Origin of the sequence: Pseudomonas sp. MWU16-30317 (assembly GCF_020515695.1) — a bacterium.
Lineage (GTDB): Bacteria > Pseudomonadota > Gammaproteobacteria > Pseudomonadales > Pseudomonadaceae > Aquipseudomonas.
Genome location: NZ_JAIWJA010000001.1, coordinates 632,555 through 655,826, shown reverse-complemented (window position 1 = coordinate 655,826; position 23,272 = coordinate 632,555). Strand labels below are relative to the sequence as shown.

Below are 23,272 nucleotides of genomic sequence, written 5' to 3'. Positions count from 1 at the left end.
ACAACCTGCAGGCGCTTACAGCGCTTTGCCAGTCTTGTAGAAGTTCTCGAAGCAGAAGTTGGTCGCTTCGATGTAGCCTTCGGCGCCACCGCAGTCGAAACGCTTGCCCTTGAATTTGTAGGCCAATACGCAACCGTCCTGGGCCTGCTTCATCAAGGCGTCGGTGATCTGGATTTCACCACCCTTGCCGGGTTCGGTGTTACGGATGATGTCGAAGATGTCCGGGGTCAGGATGTAGCGACCGATGATGGCCAGGTTCGACGGTGCATCTTCAGGCTTGGGCTTCTCGACCATGTTGGTCACCCGGTAGATGTCTTCGCGGATCATGTCGCCGGCAATGACGCCGTACTTGTTGGTTTCCTGCGGATCTACTTCCTGGATGGCGACGATGGAGCAACGGAACTGGTTGTACAGCTTGACCATCTGCGCCAGTACGCCATCGCCGTCGAGGTTGACGCACAGGTCATCCGCCAGCACCACGGCGAACGGTTCGTCACCGATCAGCGGCTCACCACTGAGGATGGCGTGACCCAGGCCTTTCATTTCTATCTGACGGGTGTAGGAAAAGGTGCATTGCTCGATCAGGCGGCGGATGCCGACCAGGTATTTTTCCTTGTCGGTGCCTTTGATCTGGTTTTCGAGCTCGTACATGATGTCGAAGTGGTCTTCGATGGCACGCTTGCCACGGCCGGTCACGATCGAGATTTGGGTCAGACCGGCTTCCAGTGCTTCTTCAACGCCGTACTGGATCAGCGGCTTGTTGACCACCGGCAGCATTTCTTTGGGCATGGCTTTGGTCGCTGGCAAAAAGCGAGTGCCGTAACCGGCTGCGGGGAACAGGCATTTTTTGATCATTGGGAGTCCTTAACAGGGCGTTGCGGCTGAATTCGGCGCAGTCTAATCAGGCCAGGGTGCGAATGACAATGCCTTGGCCCGGGGTGTCTGCAGGTTAAATAGAAAAATCTGTACGGGGATAGTTCCACGGCGATGAAAAAATCCTGCCGCATGACGGCGAACCGATCATTTTTATATACCCCACAACGCGCAATGTATAGCATTGAGCCATACACTGCGGGGGCAAACAGTCTTCGTTGTGAGCGTCAGACACTTCCCCTCTATCCATCGATGACTTCCCATGCGCAACCACTTCGCACTCATTGCAGTCCTGGCCCTAGCCGGATGTGCGACCGCTTCGCCAACCTACCTCAAAGACGGCCGCCAAGGACTGAGCATCAACTGCTCCGGCGAGGCCATGAAATGGCAGCAGTGCTACGACAAGGCAGCGGCCTCCTGCGCCAGTGGCCAGTACACCATCCTGGACCGCAACGGCGTACCAGTAGCGGCCGATGATCAGAGCATCACCGCCGATCTGGGTAATTACAAGAACCGCAATATGGTGATTACCTGCAAGTGATGGGTAATGTCTGACGGCCCTTTCGCGCGCAAGGCTTGCCCGCGAAGAGGCCACATCAGACAACCCACATCACCCGGAAATACACTGATCTGCCGCTTTGCGCACATCGCCGAAGCGCAGCGGGAAGTTGTTCAGGTGCTCGTGCACCTTGATCGAACTGCCGCTGGAGCGATCCTCGATGAGGATCACCGCAGCCGGGCCGTCGGACATTTTCTGCGGTACGATCAAACGCAGGCCATTGTGAATGGGCTCAAGCTTCGACGGCTTGCGTGACCCTTGCAACTTGTTCATGACGCATTCCGCGTATTCCTGGGGCTTCTTCCCGGAAATCACACTCATGGTTTCTGGCGACTGTTCAATTTCGCCAACCGACGTACAGCCACCCAGCAATACCAACGCCGCCATGCCCCACCAGACCCGCTTCATATACTTCTCCACGCAAAAAAAATCTTGAGACCGCACCAGTGATGTTTTGCTCCCCTAGCTGGCAGGTTTTTCGACTGCGAGCGCCAGAGCCAGTGCCATCATGGTATTGTTACACTTTTGCCCGCTATACCGCTTCGGAGCTTTCCATGAAATTCGTCCACCAGCGCGAACACCTCAACGAAGACGACCTCGTCGTGATCGTGTGCTCCCAGCGCTGCAATATCCGTTTGATGAGCGACGCCAATTTTCGCAGTTTCAAGAATGGCGGCCGGCACAGCTATCACGGCGGCGCCTTCGATACCTTCCCCGCGCGCATTACCGCACCCAGCACCGGGTTCTGGAACATCACCATCGATACCGCCGGCACCAAACCGACCGCAGCCGTGCGCAAGCCTGCGTTCACTCATACGATTAAGATTGTGCGCCGGTCGGCGTCAAAATTCAGTTAAGCGCCAGGCGCTAATAGGGACTGCCACCGTGACCAAATACGTGATCCGCTACCTGCTCAACGGCGAACGCCGCTGGGACTTCGCCCATTTGAACACTGGCTCGCTAGAAGAAGCCACTGCCGCCTTGAAGGGCATCCACGGTGACGACATCAGCCAGGTGTCCGACATCAGGGTCAGCAAGGCGTTGTGACACAGCAACTGCGCCACGGGGCTGGCGCTTCGCTATATATTGATTTATATAACGACACGATAACAACCAACACCCCCGGAGCACTCGATGATCCCTCGCCTTGCCCTCTTCACCCTCAGCGCCTTGTGCCTGTCGATGGCCCACGCCGATGAAGTCCAGGTAGCCGTCGCTGCCAACTTCACCGCGCCGATTCAGGCCATCGCTGCCGACTTCGAGAAAGACACCGGGCACACGCTGGTCGCCTCCTACGGCGCCACCGGCCAGTTTTATACCCAGATCAAGAACGGCGCGCCCTTCGAGGTGTTCCTGGCCGCAGACGACAGCACGCCGGCCAAGCTGGAGAAAGAAGGCGATACCGTTGTCGGCTCGCGTTTCACCTATGCGGTAGGCACGCTCGCCCTGTGGTCGGCCAAGGAAGGCTATGTCGATGATCGGGGCGCGGTGCTCGCGGCCAATCAATACCAGCACCTGTCGATCGCCAATCCCAAGGCCGCGCCCTATGGCCTGGCTGCAACGCAAGTGCTCGACAAACTCAAGCTGACCGAGGCCACCAAAGCCAAGATCGTCGAGGGCCAGAACATCTCCCAGGCCTATCAGTTCGTCTCCACCGGCAACGCCGAGCTGGGTTTCGTTGCCTTGTCGCAGATCTACAAAGACGGCAAGGTTACCAGCGGCTCGGCCTGGATCGTGCCGAGCGACCTCTACTCGCCGATCAACCAGGACGCCGTGGTGCTCAGCAAAGGCAAGGACAGCGCCGCTGCCAAGGCGTTGATGGACTACCTCAAAGGGCCTAAAGCGGCCGCGATCATCAAGTCATACGGCTACGCCCTCTGATGCCATTCAGCACCAGCGATCTCAGCGCCATCTGGCTGACCCTGCAGCTGGCGACTCTGACCACGGTGATTCTGCTCCTGGTCGGCACGCCCATCGCCTGGTGGCTGACCCACACGCGCTCGCGCCTGCGCGGGCCAGTCGGGGCGATCGTGGCCTTGCCACTGGTGCTGCCGCCGACGGTGATCGGTTTTTACCTGCTGTTGCTGCTGGGGCCGCATGGGCTGATCGGCAAGACCACGCAGGCCCTGGGGCTGGGTACCGTGGTGTTCAGCTTTGCAGGGCTGGTGATCGGTTCGGTGCTGTACTCCATGCCTTTTGTGGTACAGCCGCTGCAGAACGCCTTCACCGCCATCGGCAAACGCCCGCTGGAGGTGGCCGCTACCTTGCGCGCGTCAAAGCTCGACTGTTTCTTCAGCGTGGTCATCCCGCTGGCGCGGCCGGGTTTCATCACCGCCAGCATCCTCGGTTTCGCCCATACCGTCGGCGAATTCGGCGTGGTGCTGATGATCGGTGGCAACATTCCCAACCGTACCCGTGTGGTGTCGGTACAGATCTTCGACCATGTCGAGGCCCTCGAATATGCCCAGGCGCATTGGCTGGCCGGGGCGATGGTGGTGTTTTCGTTTTTCGTCCTGTTGGCGCTGTATTCCAGCCGCGGCCACAAGACCGCCTGGAACTGAGCCATGACCACAGCGCCACCAATCATTGCACGCCTGCGTCTGAACAAGCCGGGGTTCACGCTGGACGTCGACCTGCGACTGCCTGGCACTGGCGTCAGCGCCCTGTTCGGCCCCTCGGGGTCGGGCAAGACCACTTGCCTGCGCTGCCTGGCGGGCCTGGAACAGGCCGATGAAGCTTATATAGAAGTGGCCGGCGAGGTCTGGCAAGACAGCGCCCGCGGGATCTTTCTCGCGCCCCATCGCCGAACCCTGGGGTATGTGTTCCAGGAAGCGAGCCTGTTCGAGCACTTGTCGGTGCGCGACAATCTGCTGTATGGCTGGCGCCGCGTCGCCGCCGCGCAACGCCGGGTGCAGATGGATCACGCGTGCGCGTTGCTGGGCATCGATGGCCTGCTGCAACGACGCCCTGACGAGCTGTCCGGCGGTGAACGCCAACGCGTCGGTATTGCCCGTGCTCTGCTGACCAGTCCCGGCCTGTTGCTGATGGACGAGCCCCTCGCCGCCCTCGACAGCGCGCGCAAGAACGACATCCTGCCGTATCTGGAGCGCTTGCATCAGGAGCTGGCAATCCCGGTGGTGTACGTCAGCCACGCCCAGGACGAGGTCGCGCGCCTGGCCGACCATCTGGTCCTGCTCGACAGCGGCCGCGTGCAGGCCAGCGGGCCGATCACCCCGATCCTGGCGCGGCTGGACTTGCCCTTGGCGCAACAACAGGACGCCAGCGTGGTGATCGACGGTCGAGTGATCGGCGTCGACGCACACTATCAACTGCTCGACCTCGCGCTGCCCGACAGCCCGTTGCAGTTGCGTATCGCCCATGCGCCCTTGGCAGTCGACAGCCGCCTGCGCGTGGCGATCCAGGCCCGGGACGTGAGTCTCAGCCTGCAGGACGAACACCAGAGCAGCATCCTCAACCGCCTGCCGGTTACCGTCAAAGCCCTGGTCAGCGCCGCCAACACCGCCCATGTGCTGGTGAGCCTGGACGCCGATGGCACCCCGCTGCTGGCACGTATCACGCGCTATTCAGCGGAACAACTGGGTATCGCTCCGGGCCTGCAGGTGTGGGCGCAGATCAAGTCGGTGGCGGTGCTTGCCTAGCCTGAAGCCGTTGACATCGATGTCCCCAGGCCAAAAGCCTAGGCCGATTCGGTGGTCTGCTCCAGCGCCTGTGACAATTCGTGCATCGCCTCACGCAGTGTCGCCAGGGCATCTGCCAACGCCAGCGGACCATCATCCGCCAGCGCCTCGCACCAGGCGCAGGCCTGCAGCACGTGATCGGCACGGATCATCCGTGCACTGCCTTTGATCCGATGCACCAGATCCGCCAGTTGCTGCAGGTCGCCTGCCGCCGTCAAGGTATCCAGGCGCTGCAGATCCTGTCGATGACAGGCCACCAGGGTTTCGAGCAACTGCGTGAAATTTTCTGCGGAGCCTGCGGTCAGGCGGCGCAGTTCGCTCAAGTCAATCACCTGCGTCGGCTCGTTCAGGTGTCGACAGGCGCCCACCTCACGCAGGCAATCGGCCAGATGCGCCAGGCTCAAAGGCTTGAACAGGCAGTCGTCCATGCCCGCATCCAGGCAGCGTTGACGCTCCTCGGGCTGCGCATTGGCCGTGCAACCGACGATCAGGCACGCCAGCAACCCGCCCTGACGCTCACTGTCACGGATCTTCCGCGCGAGCACATAGCCATTGCCCTCCGGCATGTTGCAGTCGGTGATTACCGCGTCGAACGTATCGTTGCGCCACAGTTCGAAGCCAGCGGCGCCGTCCTCGGCCACCCTCACCGTATGCCCCAGATAACTCAGTTGCTGATCGAGCAACAGACGATTGGGCGGGTAATCGTCCACCACCAGCACCCGTAACGCCCGGCCGCCCTTGACCGGTAACGGTGTTATCGGATGACTGATGGGGACGGGCTCCACCGCTGCCCTCAACGCCTGCAAGGTAACCCACACCTGTGTGCCCTGCCCCGGCTCGCTGTGCAGGCGCAACGAGCCGCCCATCAATTCGCACAGCGCCCGGCTGATGCTCAGCCCCAAGCCAGTGCCAATGCGGCTGCCGATCACCTGATTGCTCGCCTGCACGAAGGGTTCGCACAGGTATTGTTGTTCGTGCTCGGCGATGCCCACACCGCTGTCTTCGACGCACAGCACAATGCGCACCTCGCGCCCCAGCGGCTGCACCTCGAGCCTGACCCGCACGTACCCGGCCTCGGTGAACTTGATCGCATTGCCCACCAGATTGGCCACCACCTGGCGCAGGCGCACCGGGTCCAGGATCAGCTCTTGATGGGTGTCGCCCAGCAACTGCAGCTCCAACGCCAGCCCTTTGTGCCGGGCCTGGGCGTCGAACACCCGCAGTACCGATTCGATCCAGGGCCGCAATGCCACCGCCCGTGTTTCCAACTGCAGATGGCCGCCTTCGATGCGGGTGATGTCGAGGATATCGCCGATCAGGTCCAGCAACCCTTGGGCCGCCTCGGCCGCCACTTCGATGGCGAGGCGATCCAGACGGCCCTCGTCGGCCTTTTTCAGCGCCAGCTCGAGCATGCCCAGCACGGCGTTCATCGGCGTGCGGATTTCATGGCTCATGGTCGCCAGGAAGTGCGTCTTGGCCTGGTTGGCCGCCTCGGCTTCCTGGGTTGCCTGCTGATGAGCGAGGCACAGGCGTTCGCGCTCGGTGACGTCGATCCAGCCGGCAATCAACCCGACCGTCTGGCCGCCCGATGCCTTGTACGGCAGGATCCAGTGATAGATGGTCATTTCCGCGCCGCTGGCGAGGGTCAACTTGCGGTCTTCGACAATCGGCTTGCCCTGAGCCATGACCCGCAGATAGGAGTCCTGATAGAACTGCGCCGCCTGCGGCTCGACCACTTTGGTCATGGTGATCGGTTGGCCGATCAACTCCTCTCGACTTGCCCCCAAAGCCTTGAGGTAACTGGCATTGCAGTTGAGCAGCAAGCCTTGGCGATCGCGCACGTAGATCGGGTGGGGCGTGCCGTCGATCATCACCCGCATGAACTCCAGTTGATCGGTCAGGGCCTGCTCCGCGCGTTCGCGGCGGCGGATCTGGCGGCGCAACCAGGTGATCCATATCAGCGCCAACAGCAATAGCGCACCGCCCACCCACAGCACCCGGAAGACCCGCTCCCGGTGCCGGCTCCAGTAGCTGTCGGCAACGATGACTTGCGGATGGCTGCGGTGGGTCAGCGCCTCCAGCTCCTGGGGCTCGATGCTCAACAAGGCCTTGTCGATGATCGACAACAGCTCGCTTTGCCCGCGCGCTGTGGCGAAGGCGAAATTGGCCGGGCTGACCGGCAGCGAGGCACTGATGCGTAATTCACCGCCGTAGCGCGCGGCCAGTTGATAGCGGGCGCTGAGCAGCGACACCACGGCCGCGCTGGCCTTGCCCTGAGCCACCAACGCCAGGGCATTGGCCACGGTGGCGGCGTGCACCAATGGCACATGGGGGTAACGCTCGGCCAGTTCGTCGAGTAGAAAAGTGCCCTGCACCACCGCCACCGGCTTGCCAGCCAATTGCTCCAGACTGGTGGGTGCCAGGCCGTCGTCCGGTGTCACCAGCACCATTCCGCTGTTCAAGTAAGGTCGACTGAAGGCCAGTTGTTCCTCGCGGATGGGGCTCGGCGCCAAAGCCGCCAGCAAATGGGCTTCCCCGCGCATGATGCTGCGGCTCATCTGCGCCAACGATGTGGAAGACTGCACGTCGAACACCAGACCAGTACGCTGGCCGACGGCGTCCAGCACCTGGGCACTGATACCGCGAAAGCGCCCTTGCTCGTCGCGATAACTGATGGGCAGCAGTCCTTCGTCGATCAGAACCTTGACCTGCGGGTGGCGCTGCATCCAACGCTGCTCGGAGGCGCTCAGCTGCACTTCGGCGCGGCGCGGGATCACCACCCCTTCGACGCTCCAGCGCCGCAGGATCGCGCGGCGCTCCAGCGGGTCGATCACTTGCAGCGCGCGGTTGACCAGCGCCAGCAAACGGCTGTTGCCTGGCGCCATGGCGAAGCTGAAGTGGCTTTCGCGCAATGCCGGGACCTGAGTCAGCTGCAGGTTGTTCAGCAGGCTGCGGCCGAGCTGGAAGTGCGCCCCCAGAGCATTGCCCAGATACAGGTCGGCTTGCCCGAAGGCCACCGCGCCCATGGCCGCCAGTGACGATTCATAGATCAGCACCTCGGCATCGGGATACAGCATGCGCACCACATCGTCGGGCAAGTAGTGCTGGACGATCGCCAAGCGCTGCCGGGTAGGCTGCACGATCTGTGCTTCGGGTGGGTCGATCCGGCGTACCAGTACCGTCTGGTCGAGACCATACGCCTGGGACAAGCTAAGGTTGGCGTTCGCCACTTCGACGCTGTTGGAGGTCCCCAGCAGGTCGATCTCGCCGCGCTCCAACGCCCGCAGGGCGGCATCGCGGTTGCGATAGCGCGACACCGTGACCTGCAGGTTGAGCAATTCGGCGATCAGCCGCGCGTAGTCGGCGGTGATGCCTTCGTAGTCGCGACCGCTGCCAGTCATGTCGAACGGCGGATAATCGGGCTGGCTGACGCCCAGGCGCAAGGTGTGGCGCTCCCACAGCCAGCGACGATCTTCAGCGCTGAGGTCCATCTCGACCATGGCCCTGGCATTCAGTGTCGAGCGCCCGAGCAATTGCAGGGTTTCAGGTACGGGGGGCAACGTTTGAGGTGACACCGGGCTCTGCGCCTGAACCTCGGCATGGATGAAACAGCAGCCAAGCACAGCATGGGCCAGGAGTCTGGAAAGACGCACATTCATGGCTTATATCAACTCGTGGCGTTTGGCGAGATCGGCCAGGTCCACCAGCGTGCGCACCTTGAGCTTGTACATGATGCGCAACTTGTAGGTGCTGACAGTCTTGTGGCTGAGCATCATGTGCTCGGCCACTTCACTGTTGCGAAAGCCGCGAGACAGCTGCTGCAGCACGATCATCTCGCGATCGCTCAGGCCGGCGATGGCCTCGGCTTCGCTGGCGCTGCGGTCACCGCGGTAGACGGATGCCTCTTCGACGTCCGGAAAATAGGTGTAGCCGCTCATGATTGCGCCAATGGCCTTGGACAACTCGTACAAGCGGTCGCTCTTGCACACATAACCCTTGGCACCGGCCTTCATGCACCGCGCCGAAAAATACTCGGCGGGCTGCGAGGTCAGCACCAGAATACGCGCCGGAATGCGTTGTTCGCGGATACGCTGGATCACTTCCATGCCGTCCAGGCCCGGCATGCTGATGTCGAGGATGATCAGGTCGGGGATGTAGTGCTTGGCCATCTGCAGTGCCTGCGCGCCGTCGCTGGCCTCGACGATGGTGTCGAAGCGTTCCTGCTTGAGCAACACCTTCACGCTGGCGCGAATGAACGGGTGATCGTCCACGATCAATGCCTTGTACATGGGGCCCTCCCAGGGCTTTGGTGTTCGGCAGCCGCCTCCAGGCAGCGGCTCGGCGCACAGTATTGGCGAGGATTTCGGCAGGGTCTGTAGGACCTTTCTGAAGTTACCTGCGATTAATCCTACAAACCCCTCGCAGGCCCGTGGTTGCGGGGTCCGCGCCACAAAAAATCTGCATGTGCGTGCATTTGAGGGGGCTGTCAGCGCTGCTAGGGCGCCGCGCGAAAGCCATTTCGATCGCACCCCGCGAGATGGCCGCGGTCAACAGCTCAAGCATTGCGCCACCAAGGTCCCCTCTATGCCCGACTCATCGAATCTGCCCCGCCTGCCCGCCGACCTCCATTACGTCGACGATTCGCAGCCAGGCCTGCGCCGCAAGGTACTGCGCGGCCATTTCGCCTATTTCACCAGCGCCGGCGAGCGCATCCGCGACAAAGCCGAAATCGAGCGCATCAACAAGCTGGTAATCCCGCCGGCCTATACCGATGTGTGGATCTGCGCCGATCCCAACGGCCACTTGCAGGCCACTGGCCGCGACGCGCGGGGCCGCAAGCAATACCGCTATCACCCGCGCTGGCGCGAACTGCGCGACGAGGGCAAATACGCGCGCATGCTGGCTTTCGGCAAGCAGCTGCCACGGGTACGCAAACAACTGGACGAGCACTTGAGCACGCCAGGACTCAACCACGACAAGGTCATGGCCACGGTCATCTCGCTGCTCGATGCGACGTTGATCCGCGTGGGTAATACCCAGTACGCGCGGGATAACCGCTCTTACGGGCTGACCACGCTGCGCAATCGCCACGTCGAGGTGCACGGTAGCCAGATCGCCTTCGAGTTTCGCGGCAAGAGCGGCGTCGAGCATCAGGTCAGCATCAAGGACCGACGCTTGGCGGGGATCGTCAAACGTTGCATGGAGTTACCGGGCCAGGCGCTGTTCCAGTATCTGGACGACGACGGCCAGCGCCACGGGGTCAGCTCGTCGGACGTCAACGCCTACCTGCACCGCCTTACGGGTGCCGACTTCACCGCCAAGGATTACCGCACCTGGGCCGGCACGGCGATGGCCTTGGAGATGCTGCGCGAACTGCACTGGCAGCCCGAGCCACAAGCCAAACAGCACATTGTCGAGATGGTCAAAGAGGTGGCCCGCCATCTGGGCAATACCCCGGCAGTGTGTCGGCGTTGTTATATCCACCCGGCGGTACTCGAGCATTTCGCCTTGGGCGAACTGGCCAAGCTGCCCAAGCCGCGGCAACGCAAGGGCCTGCGCATGGAAGAAGTGGCGCTGGCGAGTTTTCTGGAAAAACTCGTGCAGATCGCCTGAGTCGTTGCGACAGGTCATGGCATCTAGCGGGCGCCTGTAATAGGCTTTGTCCTTATATCTTTACCTTGATCGAGCGAATTCCGTTATGTCTGACCAGCCTGCTTCCCCTCCCTTCGGCGTCGATGCCGGCCAGATCAAGATCAACAAACTCTTCGCCACCCCGGTCGCCAGCCTGCAGCACCCTGAGTTTCAGCGCCTCAATGCCGAGTTGCGCGAGACCATCCTGGCTCGGGAGGCCGCGCAACCGAGCACCGACCACAGCAACGAGGGCGGCTGGCAGTCCACCGATGACTTCGGTGAATGGTCCGGTGCGGCTGGGGCAGAGTTGCTGGCGTTCGCTCAGGAACTGGCCAATCAGCTGTCAGCGGTCAACTCGCCGGAACATGGTCTGATCGAAGCCAAGTTGACCTGGACGTGCGCAGCCTGGGCCAACGTCAATCGCTCCGGCCATGGCAATGGCGTGCATGGCCACCCGGGCGCGTATTGGTCGGCGGTGTATTGGGTCGACGATGGCGGGCGCGGTGAAGATGCCGCACTGGGCGGCGAACTGGAATTCGTCGACCCACGCGGGGTGATGCCGACCATGCTCTACCCAGCCTTGCGGATGCGAATCGAAGGCTGTCTGACGGCGGGGTTCATGAGCAAAATGGCGCCTGCTGCGGGGACGCTGGTGATGTTTCCGTCGTGGCTGCTGCATTCGGTCAAGCCCCATCGCGGGGATCGGGCGCGGATTTCGATTGCGTTCAATTTCGGGTTGTAAGATCGGTTACTTGCGCTCGCTGTAATGGCCTCTTCTTCGCCGCCGAAGAGGCCCTATCAGGCGTTGTAAAAACTCACCGTTTCTTTGGATCCGGCGGCGTCCCTGGCCGTTCGGCCTCGCCCTTCTCGTTCATCCGCTTGTTTTTTTCCCCGACCTTGCCGGCATTCGCCGGTTCGTTTTGCAGATCTTCACGTTTCGACCTGGATTCATTATTGGGCTGCGTCATCAGGCGTTCCTCGATAAGGACATACTCTAGTTCAGGCACCCGAATCCTGAAAAAGGTGCCATGTAATTTTCCTGAACCGATACACCCAACCGCCAGTCAGCTAAAGGAGACCCCCTTCACATCCTTGCAGACAAGGCCCTCCATCATGCATATATCCCTTGAAAAACACGTTGCCCTGGTCACCGGTGCCAGTTCCGGCCTCGGCGCAGGCGCCGCCAAGGCGCTGGCTGACGCAGGTGCTGCCGTGGTGATCAACTACAACAGTCACGCCGAGCCGGCCGAGGAGCTGGCCCAGCGCATCCGCGAAAATGGTGGACGCGCCATTGCCATCGGTGCCGACGTGTCCAAGGAAGAGGACGTCGATCGCCTGTTTGCCGAGACCCTCGATGCCTTTGGCGCCCTCGACATTCTGGTGGCCAACTCCGGCCTGCAGCGCGACGCCGCCACGGTAGACATGACCCTGGCCGACTGGAACAAGGTAATCGAGGTCAATCTGACCGGGCAGTTCCTGTGCGCGCGCGCCGCACTGCGCCAGTTCGCCCGCCAGGGGCCACGCCTTGAAGTCTCCCGAGCGGCCGGCAATATCATTCACATGAGCTCGGTGCACCAGCTGATTCCCTGGGCCGGGCATGCCAACTACGCGGCGTCCAAGGGCGCCATCGATCTGCTGATGCGCAGCATCGCCCAAGAAGTCGGGCAGCAGCATATCCGCGTCAATGCCATCGCGCCGGGAGCGATCCGTACCGCCATCAATGCCGATGTCATGAAGGGCGATACGGAGAAAAAGGTGCTGGAACTGATCCCCTATGGGCGCATCGGCGAGGTCGAGGACGTTGCCAATGCCGTGGTCTGGCTGGCCAGCGATCTGTCCGATTATCTGCACGGCACCACGCTGTTCATCGATGGCGGCATGAGCCTCTATCCAGGGTTTCGTGACAATGGCTGAGTCTACCGCGCGTCACCTCGACCCCCTCGCCTCGCAACGCCCGATCGAAGCCCATGGCCTGATCGGCAACATGCGCAGCGCCGCACTGGTAGCCGACACCGGTTGCATCGATTTCTGCTGCTGGCCAGACTTCGACAGCCCTTCGCTGTTTGCTGCACTGCTGGACACCCCCGATGCTGGCGTCTTTGAGCTGGCCCCGGACCTCCCGGATGCGCGTCGGCTGCAGATCTATCTGCCCGATAGCAACATTCTGCAAACCCGTTGGATCAGCGAACAGGCGGTGGTGGAAGTCACCGACTTCATGCCTATCCCGGAGAACGTCGACGACACCCCGCGCCTGGTAAGGCGCGTCAAGGTCGTCAGCGGCCAAGCGACCTTCGCGATGCGCTGCCGGGTGCGCCATGACTACAGCCGCGCCGACACCCGCGCCGAATCGGACAGCGTCGGTGAAAAGCCCGGCGTAAGCTTTCATGCCGACGGCCAGCCCAGCCTGCGGTTGTGCTCCGACCAGGCGCTGGATGTGGACGACAACGCTGCCGTGGCCCGCTTCGAGTTGAGCCATCAGCAAACTGCCGAGTTCATCCTCGGCAGTACCGATGACCCCTTGGTGTACGCCGACAGCAGTGACCACTGCCTGCGCGCCACGATCGACTATTGGCGCGAGTGGCTCGGCCACGCCCATTATCGCGGGCGCTGGCGCGAGATGGTGATGCGCTCGGCGCTCACCCTCAAGCTGCTGACCTCGCGCAAGCACGGGGGCATCATCGCTGCCGCGACCTTCGGCCTGCCAGAACAACGCGGTGGTTCGCGCAACTGGGATTACCGCTACACCTGGATCCGTGATGCATCGTTCACCGTGTACGCCTTCATGCGTCTGGGCTTCAACCAGGAAGCCAACGATTACATGCGCTGGGTCCATGACCGCGTGGGTGCCAGTTGTGAGGAACAGGCCAAATTGCACATTCTCTATGGCCTGGACGGCCGTGAAGAACTGCCCGAAGCCAACCTCGACCACCTCAGTGGCCATGGCGGTGCGCAACCGGTGCGTGTCGGCAACGAAGCCTACAAGCAGAAGCAACTGGATATCTACGGCGAGCTGCTGGACGCGGTCTACCTTGCCAACAAGTACGGGGAAGCGATTTCCCACGAGGGCTGGCAACACGTCACGCAACTGGTCGATCAAGTCTGTCAGAGCTGGCGCGAGAAGGATGTAGGTATCTGGGAAATGCGCGGCGAACCGCAGCATTTCCTGCACTCGCGGCTGATGTGCTGGGTCGCGCTGGACCGAGCCCTGCGCCTGTCCTTCAAACGCTCGCTGCCCGCCCCCTTCGCGCGCTGGGACACGGAGCGCCAGGCCATACACGATGACATCTGGAGCAACTTCTGGGACGCGGAACGCGGCCACTTCGTCCAGTACAAGGGCAGTGATCGGCTCGACGGCTCGATGCTGTTGATGCCATTGGTGCGCTTCGTCGGCGCCAGCGACCCGCGCTGGCTGAGCACGCTGGATGCCATCGAGCGCACGTTGGTGCGTGATGGCATGGTCTACCGCTATCGCACCGACGAGCAGAATGGCGACGGGCTGGACGGCAGCGAAGGCGCCTTCACGGCGTGCTCGTTCTGGTACGTGGAGTGCCTGGCCAGAGCCGGTCGGGTCGAGCAGGCGCACTTGGAGTTCGAGCAACTATTGCGCTACGCCAGCCCGTTGGGGCTATACGCCGAAGAGTTCGACATGCACGGCCGTCACTTGGGCAATACGCCCCAGGCGCTCAGCCACTTGGCATTGATCAGCGCGGCGAGTTTTCTGAACCGCAAGTTGAGTGGTGAACGAACCCTTTGGCAGCCATAAATGTGCGTAATTATTGCAAGATGAACAAAAGGTTGCAGGACATCTGCGGCGCCGCCGGATATCATGTGCGCAGTTATCCGGCGGTTTAGCATAAACCCAGCCATACTTCCTTTGGGTATCGTTCCCATTTCGCCAGTATTCCGCTTCAGGACGTGTCGACGAGGATTCCCGCAACGGAATTAAATCTTCATCCGTGCGTCCATTAAGTGGGGGGTGCAGCGGAAGACACCGACCATCGGACACATTTTTTTGCGTAAAGGACTTAGGAGCCATTCATGCTGATTCTCACCCGCAAGGTAGGCGAAAGCATCATCATTAACGACGACATCACCGTTACTATCCTGGGGGTCAAAGGCATGCAAGTGCGTATTGGCATCGACGCACCCAAGGAGGTCCAGGTGCACCGCGAAGAGATTTTCAAGAAAATCCAGGCTGGCAGCCCTGCTCCAGAGAAAGACAGCCACTAAGGCAATCGCTTTACACCTGTAGCGAGGGGGCTTGCCCCGATCACGATTTATCGGTCTCCCAGTGGGGACAGATGGATCGCCATCGGGGCAAAGCCCCCTCGCTGCATTGCGGTGTATGGATCAGACTGGCGTCTTCTGGTGATGATCGTCCAGCGGCGCACCGTGGTGACCGCCCGCTACGCGTTTAGCTTGATCGATCCCCCAATTGAGCAGTTTTTCGACCGTCCAGTGATCATCCTTGGCCACTGAAGTCTCGTTGTGGATCTCCGTGCCCTCTGGCGACAGCACCACCACCTGCCACTGCGGGCGTTTGGGGTTGTGCACCACCGGCGTTACCGTGACGCGGATGGTGCAATGATTGGCCAGGGTTTCCTCATGGACGCGCTGCTTCCCCTCATCCGGGCCGTTTTTATGGTCTTCGTAGTCCGTCGCTTGGTCCAACATGGTGAAACCTCCATCACTAACGTGATTATTGCCACTCTCTATAAACGACAGGTAGCAAGGCCGGAGGTTCAAGATTGACCGCCCGGCGCGACTGCCGGGCGTTTGGTCAAAGCTCACACCGTGAAGCGCGCCACCAAGGCGTTGAGGTCCACGGCCAGACGTGAAAGCTCATGGCTGGCCGCGCTGGTCTGCTGCGCGCCGGTGGCCGTCTGATTGGCCAGGTCGCGAATATTCACCAGGTTGCGGTCGACCTCGCGAGCGACTTGCGCCTGCTCTTCGGAAGCGCTGGCGATCACCAGGTTGCGCTCATTGATCAAGGCCACCGATTCGGCGATCTGCACCAGCGCACCGTCGGCGTCACGAGCCAGGGTCAACGTGCTCTGGCTGCGTGCGGTGCTTTGTTCCATCGACTGCACCGCATCGCCGGTACCGCTCTGAATACCGGCAACCATCTGCTCGATTTCGCGGGTCGACTGCTGGGTGCGATGAGCCAGGGCCCGAACTTCATCCGCCACCACGGCAAAACCGCGCCCGGCCTCGCCCGCGCGTGCGGCCTCGATGGCAGCGTTGAGCGCCAGGAGGTTGGTCTGCTCGGCGATGGCGCGAATCACGTCCAGTACCTTGCCGATATCACGCCCCTGGGCAGCCAGGCCTTCGATCAACTGCGAGGTGTGCAGCACATCCTGCGTCATGGTCTGAATAGCGCTCACCGTGGCCACCACCCGCTCCCGCCCCTGCCCCGCGAATCGAGTGGAGTCGGCTGAAGCCTGGGAGGTCGACACTGCGTTGCGCGCAACCTCCTCTACCGCAGCGGTCATCTGGTTGACCGCGGTGGCGGCTTGTTCGATTTCGTCGTTCTGTTGCGCGACACCACGGGCGGACTCTTCGGTCACCGCACTGAGTTCCTCCGCTGCAGAAGCCAGCTGTGTCGCCGAACCTGCGATCTGTGACACGGTGCGGCGCAGGTTACCCTGCATCTCATCCAGCGCCGCCAGCAAGCGCGCAGGCTCATCATGACCCTCAGCGCTGATGCTCACGGTCAGGTTGCCCTTGGCGATGGTGCGAGCGGCCTCCAGCGCCTGGTTCAGTGGCTGGATGATGCTGCGGGTGAGCAACCAGGCCAGCAACACAGTCAGCAAACACGCGACGATGGCGAACACGACGACACCCGTGTTGGCGAAGCGGTACTGTTCGGCGGCGATCTGACCGTTCTCCTTGGCCTCGCGCTGATTGATACCGATCAGCGCACGAATTTGATCGCCCATCTGATCGGTACCGTCCTTGATACGGGTATTGATCAATTCGCGCATCTCCTCGACTTTGTTCTGCCGCGAGAGATTCAACATTGAATCCTTCGCGCTCAAGTAGTTATCGAGCGTGGTGCTGAATTGTTTAAATACTGTCGACTCTTCGTCGCCAATCGTCAGGCTGGCGTAATTGCGCTGCGCAGTCCGAACTTTGTCGACTAATACGCCGATACGGGTTTCGGCTTCGTTCAAGGCCGCCGGTTCGCGGTTGGTCAAGATGCGAAATGACAGGATTCGCAACCGCAGGGTATTTTCCGAGAGGTCACCCAGGAAGGTGATGCTGGGTATCTGGTTGCCTTCCATTTCCAGCGAAGCGTCGCGGATCACGCTGATGCGGCTCGTGGCGAACCAGCCCAGCCCGACGACCAGCAAAGCGATGAAGGCGAATCCCAGAAACGCGCGAGGGGCGATATTGAGGCGGCGTAGCGACATGTCGGTCTCTCTCGTAAAGGCGTGCGGCGTCCACTGCTCCGTTGTTGTCGTCCGTATGAGGACGCGGATGCCCTCATAAGGTCTATCGGCCCTTTTGCCCGAACTTGAGCTCGACAAGCGAAATATTTGAGAGCTAATTATTTAACCGTTCAGTCCGTTCTAAGCGTTGAGCCGATGATGGCAAATTAATACATATGCCCATTGGTCGGACCGGCCGTGATGCACGTCAATAAAGTCGAATAAAGTTCCGGTTGCCGGTAAAAAATTAGTCTTATTGTCATCAGTGGGTGCTATTTTTATTTTGCACATCAATTCCAGCTACTGCTGGGTCCTTCCTTGGGAGCAGCAACGGATCGCTGCACGAAGCATTAGGGGCAGGCACATGAACAAGATGACGTTCCCCAATGCATGCCAGGTCATGCGTTGGCACTTTCACCCTCTGGGCTTCGAGGCCAGCATGGACGCCCCCAGCAGTATGGTCGCGCGATTGTTCGATCGTGCCAGCGGCCAGACCCTCATCGCGATCGCCGGCATCCCCTGCGCGACCGTCATGAACGCCGCCGATGTAGAGATCATCATCGAGGCGGTCGAGGCAGAACTCGATGCCTTCATACCGCCGCAGTCGTTGTGTGCAGTCGGCTGATGAATTTGGCGGCGAAGAGGCCGGTATGGCTTGCGCAACAACCATAACCGTATCGCGTTCAATCGACGCGAGTAGCCCGATGATCGTCAAAGAACGGCTTTGCACCGTCGACATGATCCGAGGCCTTGGCGGCGCCGGCCGCACCCTCCTTGCCTGAGGCGTCAACATACCAATAGCAATACTGGATCGCCCGGGTCACGCCGACGTAAGCCAGGCGCAGCGCTTCGTCACGCTGTGCCTTGTCATAACCTTCGGTCTCGCCGGGCGCGCTCAGACCTGCCAGCCGATAGAGCTGATTCTTGTAGGGTGAGCGCGTCAGGTGCTGGCAGTCGCCGACCATGAACACTACATCCGCTTGCAGCCCCTTCGCACTGTGATAGGTCAGCTGCTTGAGCCGGCGCTGATCTATTGGCTTTCTATAATCTTCATTAACTATAGATTCTATATGTTTGTTTAATATAGGTTTATCTGAATATTTCCGATACAGCACCAGCACTGAGTCGCCCCGCCGGTAATGGTCGATCAAACGCTGAGCGAGGGCTTCATCGTCACGTTCGCAGACGCGTACAGGCTCCAATGCAGACTCATCCCAGCCCACCGACCGGGCTTTTTTACCCGCGATGGCGGGGGTGGACTTCACCAGATGCTCGGCGGCATCGATGATGTGCTGATGGCTGCGGTAGTTGTCGCTGAGCATGACCCGCGTGGTAGCGGGCGCGATGAAAGTCTTGGCAAAGTCGGTGAAATACCGCGGCGAGCTGCCACGCCAGCCGTAGATCGACTGCCAGTCATCCCCCACCACCAACAATGAAGAATGTTGCGCTGCACGGCCCCGGTGCAAGTCCGCGCCACGGCGACGGATCTCCCGCAGGCTGGCGCGCAGCCACGAGACGATCTGCGGCGAAACATCCTGGAATTCATCGATCATCAGGTGTGACATCGAACGCAATATGGGATCGCCGAGCAGCCGCAGGTTTTCCGGGTTGTTCTCGCCAAACAGGGCGAACATGCGGTTGTAGGTCATGATCGGCGGCGTCTGTGCCTGCAAGTGTTGTTCGAAGGCACGCCAGTACCGGCTCAAGGCCTCGAAGAACAGCCGGTCCGGATCGTCGCTGGCGAAGGTCATGGCGGCGACGGCAGCCGCCACGTCGAGCCCGAGGTTTTCGATAAAGCCGGCGGTGGCCACGAACGCGTCGAGCAATGGCGCAGGCGCCAGCTCGCCATTGACTCTGTACGCGAACCCCGGCCCTGCTACGGCATCACCAGCCAGACTCTGAGTCAGGCGCCTGGCACCGAGGTAATTTTCCAGCCAGATGATCGGTTTGGGGCTGAAAGCTTGAAACAGTGTGCGCTTGATGACCCATTCAGCCCAAACCGGCAACTTGGCGCCGTTACGCTTGATCTGCTGGCTTTCGCTCGGGTCGAAGCCGAGCACTACCCAGGCATCCAGCGCCCGGATATAGCCGTGGCAATGAAAACGGTGGCCGTTGATCTGCAAGGGTGTTCGGTCCGGTTCGATGCCCTGGATCGGCCACGCCCCGGCGCGAAACCACAGATCCTCGATACTGTCGCACAGCTCTTCGTCGCGCTTTGACGCGAGCTCGGTCACCGCCGCGCGCTTTTGCACGTCGGGGTGGTCACGCTCCAAGCGGGTCAGCTGCAGGGCCTCGCGGCGCATCAGGTCGATCAGTTCGGCAAAACGCTCATCACCTGCCATCAAATCGCGATAGCACAGGTTCATCTGCAGGCGCTGGGTATCGTTCAGGCGCAGATCGAAGGGGTTGCTGTCGGCCTCCTCCATAGCGAGGGGGCTTGCCCCCGAAAACCCCTCCAAAGTGCCTTGGGTGCCGGATTCAGTGGCAACCCCCCTGGCTACAGGAGCACTGCCGAGGTTTTCGAAAGCCTGTAGCTGGCCGAAGCCGGGCAAGCTGCGCACCATCGGCAGGATCCGCGAGTGAAAGGTGCGCACCAGTTGTTGCGCTTCACGCGAACTCAGCGCATGACCCCACAGGGCCATCACCGCCACCAGCCGGGTGATGAAATCCTTGCGCGATTCGCGGGTAAAGGTCACTACCGTCAACCCATCGAGTTCATAGCCCAGGTAGTGCACCAGCAACACGATCCGCAGCACCAGCGAGGTCGACTTGCCGGCGCCTGCACCCGCGATGACACAGGTGGACGGCGTATCGCTGAAGATCATTTTCCATTGCGCTGCGCTGGGCTGCTGATGCCTGGGCAAGCGCGTGGCGACATCGGCCTTGATGCGTTTCTTGAGATCGGCGCTCAACCCCAGGCGCCAATCGTCGAACAGCGCGTCGTCGACACCGGGCGCACTCACCGCCGCTGGCCGCGTGTCGCGAATTACCAGCACCTGGCGGCCTGCCTCCAGGCCGTCCAGATGGCCATCCTCATAGCCCTCGCGCACGCCATCGGCGTGCCCGGCGCGATGCCCCGCCGCATGACCGTGAAACCAGGAATCTCGGTGCTGGGCCTGCAGGCCATTGAGCCCACGCCCGAGCAATCGCGCGGCAAGGCGCTTGAACCAGGGCAGCTCGGCGGGTGGAAGCAGATCGACGGACAATCGGGAAGGACGGCTCGGCACGCGGACTCCAGCAAGGTTTTTGGCAGCCGACATCTTCGCCGCTATGGCCGGTCTTTGCCAGTCAATTGCTTTGTGATCAAGCTATTAGGCGACGAATCGCAAGCATAAGATCAGCTGCATGCATCCGGAAACAATCGACAAATCCGATGCTTTCACTGTGAAATCTGCGCTTTTTAATCGAGCACTATTAGCACAGAATTCCTATCCATGATCCCTTTCGTCTATGGAGACCAGCATGCTTGAACTACGGCCTTTCGCATCCCTCGGCGGTGCCGACCATGGCTGGTTGAATGCCCACCACCACTTCTCGTTCGCGCAATACCATGACCCCAAGCGTGTGCACTGGGGCAATCTGCGCGTATGGAACGACGACATCATCGCTCCGGGTACCGGTTTCCCCCAGCACCCGCACCGCGACATGGAAATCATCACCTACGTGCGTGAAGGCGCCATCACCCATCAGGACAGCCTTGGCAACAAAGGCCGCACTGAAGCCGGCGACGTGCAAGTGATGAGTGCAGGGACTGGCGTACAGCACAGCGAGTACAACCTGGAGACCATCGAAACGCGGATCTTCCAGATCTGGATTTTCCCTGACGACAGCCAGCTTGGCGCAGCGCCGTCGTGGGGCGCGCAGCCATTTCCCAAAGGCGAGCGCGGCGAGGGCTTTGTGACGCTCGCCAGCGGTAAGCCGGAGGATGACGCGAGCTTGCGGATTCGCGCGAATGCACGTTTGGTAGCAGCGACGTTGCGGGCGGGCGAAACCGCCGAGTATGTGCTGGAAAGCGGTCGCAAAGCCTATCTCGTACCAGCGACTGGCTCCATAGAAATCAATGGTTTACAGGCCAAAGCTCGAGACGGTATCGCTATTGATAATGAGCCGGTGCTGATAGTGACAGCCCTGGAAGACACCGAGATCGTGCTCGTGGATGTCGCCTGACAAATCACTTTAACCTTGATGGATTTATCCTTTTAATTCATAAGGTTAGAGCTAGAAGACGCTTGGATGTACCTGTAGTGAGGGGACTTGCCCCTCGCTACAGGTGTAACTATCTCCCTGGCAATCAGGCGATTGCGCTATCCACCAGCACCTGAGCCTCACTCACCAAGCGCTGCAGGTGCGCCTCATCGACAAAGCTCTCGGCGTAGATCTTGTAGATATCCTCGGTGCCCGACGGCCGTGCAGCGAACCAGCCATTGGCTGTCATCACCTTCAAGCCACCGATCGCCTGGTTGTTGCCTGGCGCATGGCTGAGCACGTGTTCGATCTTTTCACCCGCCAGCTCGGTCGAGGTCACTTGCTCGGGCGACAACTTGCTCAGCAAAGCCTTCTGCTGGGGGTTGGCCTTGGCTTCGACACGCGTTGAAAACGGCTGGCCAAGGGCCTCGGTCAGCGCCTCATAGGCTTGGCTTGGATCGCGCCCGGTACGCGCGGTCATCTCGGCCGCCAGCAATGATGGAATCAGGCCGTCCTTGTCGGTGCTCCAGACGCTGCCATCGCGACGCAGGAACGAGGCTCCGGCGCTCTCCTCTCCACCAAAACCCAGCGAACCGTCGAACAAGCCATCGGCGAAATACTTGAAGCCCACGGGCACCTCGTACAACCGCCGACCCAGCCGTGCGGTGACCCGATCGATCATGCCGCTGCTGACCACGGTCTTGCCCACGGCAGCATCGGTGCGCCACTGCGGACGGTTCTGGAACAGATAATCGATCGCCACCGCCAGATAGTTGTTGGGCGCCAGCAGACCGCCGCTCGGGGTGACGATGCCGTGGCGGTCGTGGTCCGGATCGCAGGCGAAGGCGACGTCGAAACGGTCCTTGAGGCCGATCAGGCCTTGCATTGCGTAGGGCGAGGAAGGGTCCATGCGGATCTGCCCGTCCCAGTCGACGGACATGAAACGGAAGGTCGGATCGACTGCGGTATTGACCACAGTCAGGTCCAGGCGGTAATGCTCGGCAATCGCCGACCAGTAGCGCACACCGGCGCCGCCCAGAGGATCGACGCCCAGGCGCAGCTTGGCCGAGCGAATCGCGTCGAAGTCGATGACGTTGATCAGGTCCGCGACGTAGGTGTTGAGGTAGTCGTGGCGATGGGTCGTGGCGGCCTTGAGCGCCTGCTCGTAGGGCATGCGTTTGATGCCCTTGAGTTCATCGGCAAGCAGCTCGTTGGCCTTGGTTTCGATCCATTTGGTGACATCACTGTCAGCCGGGCCGCCATTGGGCGGGTTGTACTTGAAACCACCGGCTTGTGGCGGGTTGTGCGACGGGGTGATGACTACACCGTCCGCCAGGCCCTGGGTACGGCCGCGGTTGTAGCAAATGATGGCGTGGGAGATTGCCGGGGTCGGCGTGTATTCGTCGTCGGCAGCGATCATGGTCTCGACGCCATTGGCCGCGAAGACTTCCAGCGCACTGGCGCCCGCCGGGGTCGACAGGGCGTGGGTGTCGATACCCACGAACAGCGGGCCGTTGATACCCTTCTGCTGCCGGTACAGGCAGATCGCCTGGCTGATGGCCAGGACGTGGGCTTCATTGAAGCTGCCATCGAAGGAACTGCCGCGGTGCCCGGATGTACCGAAGGCTACACGCTGGGTGGCTACCGACGGGTCGGGGCGCTGGGTGTAATAGGCGGTGACCAGACGCGGGATATCGACCAGCAACTCGGCAGGTGCAGTTTTTCCGGCAAACGGACTGAGCTTCATGCAAAACCTCTGAACAGGCAACTAGGGCTGGAAATGGCAGTTTACTGGCAGTTCGACCATTGCGGCAGGGGTTCTATCCCTCACAAGTCAAAAGATCAGCGGGCCGTGGCAACGGCCACGTGACATTGGTCAAGCATATCGGCTCGAC

22 protein-coding genes are annotated in these 23,272 nt (G+C 61.1%); 13 read left to right on the top strand and 9 right to left on the bottom strand.

Annotated features, from left to right (window positions below):
- Positions 1–15 precede the first annotated feature (15 nt).
- A complete protein-coding gene (gene galU, locus LIX93_RS02945) occupies positions 16–855 on the bottom strand; it encodes a UTP--glucose-1-phosphate uridylyltransferase GalU (RefSeq protein WP_226502510.1) in 840 nt (279 codons plus the stop codon).
- A gap of 280 nt (positions 856–1,135) precedes the next feature.
- Here galU and LIX93_RS02940 point away from each other — a divergent pair, with 280 nt between their 5' ends.
- Positions 1,136–1,414: a hypothetical protein gene (locus tag LIX93_RS02940; protein WP_226502509.1), complete on the top strand. Its 279-nt coding sequence runs from the start codon at positions 1,136–1,138 to the stop codon at positions 1,412–1,414.
- Between the two features lie 69 nt (positions 1,415–1,483).
- Here the strand turns inward: LIX93_RS02940 and LIX93_RS02935 are convergent, their stop codons facing one another.
- Positions 1,484–1,840: a hypothetical protein gene (locus LIX93_RS02935; protein WP_226502508.1), complete on the bottom strand. Its 357-nt coding sequence runs from the start codon at positions 1,838–1,840 to the stop codon at positions 1,484–1,486.
- A 146-nt stretch (positions 1,841–1,986) separates the two neighbouring features.
- On the opposite strand from LIX93_RS02935, the gene LIX93_RS02930 reads away from it, so the two are divergent.
- From LIX93_RS02930 to modC, 5 genes are all read left to right on the top strand, one after another.
- Complete coding sequence (locus tag LIX93_RS02930) at positions 1,987–2,289, top strand: DUF1883 domain-containing protein (RefSeq protein WP_226502507.1); 303 nt, start codon at positions 1,987–1,989, stop codon at positions 2,287–2,289.
- A 28-nt stretch (positions 2,290–2,317) separates the two neighbouring features.
- Positions 2,318–2,479, top strand: coding sequence for a hypothetical protein (locus LIX93_RS02925; RefSeq protein ID WP_226502506.1), 162 nt, complete (start codon positions 2,318–2,320; stop codon positions 2,477–2,479).
- An 87-nt stretch (positions 2,480–2,566) separates the two neighbouring features.
- Positions 2,567–3,313 (top strand): molybdate ABC transporter substrate-binding protein, encoded by a 747-nt coding sequence (gene modA / locus LIX93_RS02920; RefSeq protein WP_226502505.1) that lies wholly within the window; start codon positions 2,567–2,569, stop codon positions 3,311–3,313.
- Positions 3,313–3,993, top strand: coding sequence for a molybdate ABC transporter permease subunit (modB, locus tag LIX93_RS02915; RefSeq protein ID WP_226502504.1), 681 nt, complete (start codon positions 3,313–3,315; stop codon positions 3,991–3,993). Before modA ends, modB begins: the two co-directional genes overlap by 1 nt.
- 3 nt (positions 3,994–3,996) lie before the next feature.
- A complete protein-coding gene (gene modC / locus LIX93_RS02910) occupies positions 3,997–5,091 on the top strand; it encodes a molybdenum ABC transporter ATP-binding protein (protein WP_226502503.1) in 1,095 nt (364 codons plus the stop codon).
- Between the two features lie 38 nt (positions 5,092–5,129).
- Here the strand turns inward: modC and LIX93_RS02905 are convergent, their stop codons facing one another.
- Both LIX93_RS02905 and LIX93_RS02900 read right to left on the bottom strand, forming a co-directional pair.
- Positions 5,130–8,789: a transporter substrate-binding domain-containing protein gene (locus tag LIX93_RS02905; RefSeq protein WP_226502502.1), complete on the bottom strand. Its 3,660-nt coding sequence runs from the start codon at positions 8,787–8,789 to the stop codon at positions 5,130–5,132.
- A gap of 3 nt (positions 8,790–8,792) precedes the next feature.
- On the bottom strand, positions 8,793–9,419 hold the full coding sequence (locus LIX93_RS02900; protein WP_226502501.1) for a response regulator transcription factor: 627 nt from the start codon (positions 9,417–9,419) through the stop codon (positions 8,793–8,795).
- A gap of 295 nt (positions 9,420–9,714) precedes the next feature.
- On the opposite strand from LIX93_RS02900, the gene LIX93_RS02895 reads away from it, so the two are divergent.
- Positions 9,715–10,743, top strand: a complete 1,029-nt coding sequence (locus LIX93_RS02895) for a DNA topoisomerase IB (protein ID WP_226502500.1) — start codon at positions 9,715–9,717, stop codon at positions 10,741–10,743.
- Positions 10,744–10,828: 85 nt separating this feature from the next.
- Positions 10,829–11,503, top strand: a complete 675-nt coding sequence (locus tag LIX93_RS02890; protein WP_226502499.1) for a TIGR02466 family protein — start codon at positions 10,829–10,831, stop codon at positions 11,501–11,503.
- 73 nt (positions 11,504–11,576) lie between these two features.
- Here LIX93_RS02890 and LIX93_RS02885 read toward each other — a convergent pair whose 3' ends face one another.
- Positions 11,577–11,729, bottom strand: coding sequence for a hypothetical protein (locus LIX93_RS02885; RefSeq protein WP_226502498.1), 153 nt, complete (start codon positions 11,727–11,729; stop codon positions 11,577–11,579).
- A 145-nt stretch (positions 11,730–11,874) separates the two neighbouring features.
- Between LIX93_RS02885 and LIX93_RS02880 the strand changes: the two genes are divergently transcribed.
- From LIX93_RS02880 to csrA, 3 genes are all read left to right on the top strand, one after another.
- On the top strand, positions 11,875–12,675 hold the full coding sequence (locus tag LIX93_RS02880) for a glucose 1-dehydrogenase (protein ID WP_226502497.1): 801 nt from the start codon (positions 11,875–11,877) through the stop codon (positions 12,673–12,675).
- Positions 12,668–14,524 carry a glycoside hydrolase family 15 protein gene (locus LIX93_RS02875; protein WP_226502496.1) on the top strand — a complete coding sequence of 619 codons (1,857 nt, stop codon included), beginning with the start codon at positions 12,668–12,670 and terminating at the stop codon, positions 14,522–14,524. The genes LIX93_RS02880 and LIX93_RS02875 overlap by 8 nt, the downstream gene beginning before the upstream one ends.
- Before the next feature lie 275 nt (positions 14,525–14,799).
- Complete coding sequence (csrA, locus tag LIX93_RS02870) at positions 14,800–14,991, top strand: carbon storage regulator CsrA (protein WP_226502495.1); 192 nt, start codon at positions 14,800–14,802, stop codon at positions 14,989–14,991.
- 120 nt (positions 14,992–15,111) lie between these two features.
- On the opposite strand, the gene LIX93_RS02865 is transcribed toward csrA, so the two are convergent.
- Together LIX93_RS02865 and LIX93_RS02860 are read right to left on the bottom strand one after the other, a co-directional pair.
- Positions 15,112–15,435 (bottom strand): hypothetical protein, encoded by a 324-nt coding sequence (locus LIX93_RS02865; RefSeq protein ID WP_226502494.1) that lies wholly within the window; start codon positions 15,433–15,435, stop codon positions 15,112–15,114.
- A 113-nt stretch (positions 15,436–15,548) separates the two neighbouring features.
- Complete coding sequence (locus tag LIX93_RS02860) at positions 15,549–17,174, bottom strand: methyl-accepting chemotaxis protein (protein WP_226502493.1); 1,626 nt, start codon at positions 17,172–17,174, stop codon at positions 15,549–15,551.
- A gap of 382 nt (positions 17,175–17,556) precedes the next feature.
- Here LIX93_RS02860 and LIX93_RS02855 point away from each other — a divergent pair, with 382 nt between their 5' ends.
- Positions 17,557–17,817: a DUF1652 domain-containing protein gene (locus tag LIX93_RS02855; RefSeq protein ID WP_226502492.1), complete on the top strand. Its 261-nt coding sequence runs from the start codon at positions 17,557–17,559 to the stop codon at positions 17,815–17,817.
- A gap of 58 nt (positions 17,818–17,875) precedes the next feature.
- Here the strand turns inward: LIX93_RS02855 and LIX93_RS02850 are convergent, their stop codons facing one another.
- Entirely contained in the window at positions 17,876–20,419 is a 2,544-nt protein-coding gene (locus tag LIX93_RS02850; protein ID WP_226502491.1) for a UvrD-helicase domain-containing protein, read from the bottom strand.
- Between the two features lie 235 nt (positions 20,420–20,654).
- On the opposite strand from LIX93_RS02850, the gene LIX93_RS02845 reads away from it, so the two are divergent.
- The gene (locus LIX93_RS02845) at positions 20,655–21,359 is read left to right on the top strand and encodes a pirin family protein (RefSeq protein ID WP_226502490.1); all 705 of its coding nucleotides are present in this window, start codon (positions 20,655–20,657) and stop codon (positions 21,357–21,359) included.
- Positions 21,360–21,483: 124 nt separating this feature from the next.
- Here LIX93_RS02845 and pgm read toward each other — a convergent pair whose 3' ends face one another.
- Positions 21,484–23,124: a phosphoglucomutase (alpha-D-glucose-1,6-bisphosphate-dependent) gene (gene pgm / locus LIX93_RS02840; protein ID WP_226502489.1), complete on the bottom strand. Its 1,641-nt coding sequence runs from the start codon at positions 23,122–23,124 to the stop codon at positions 21,484–21,486.
- Between the last annotated feature and the right edge of the window lie 148 nt (positions 23,125–23,272).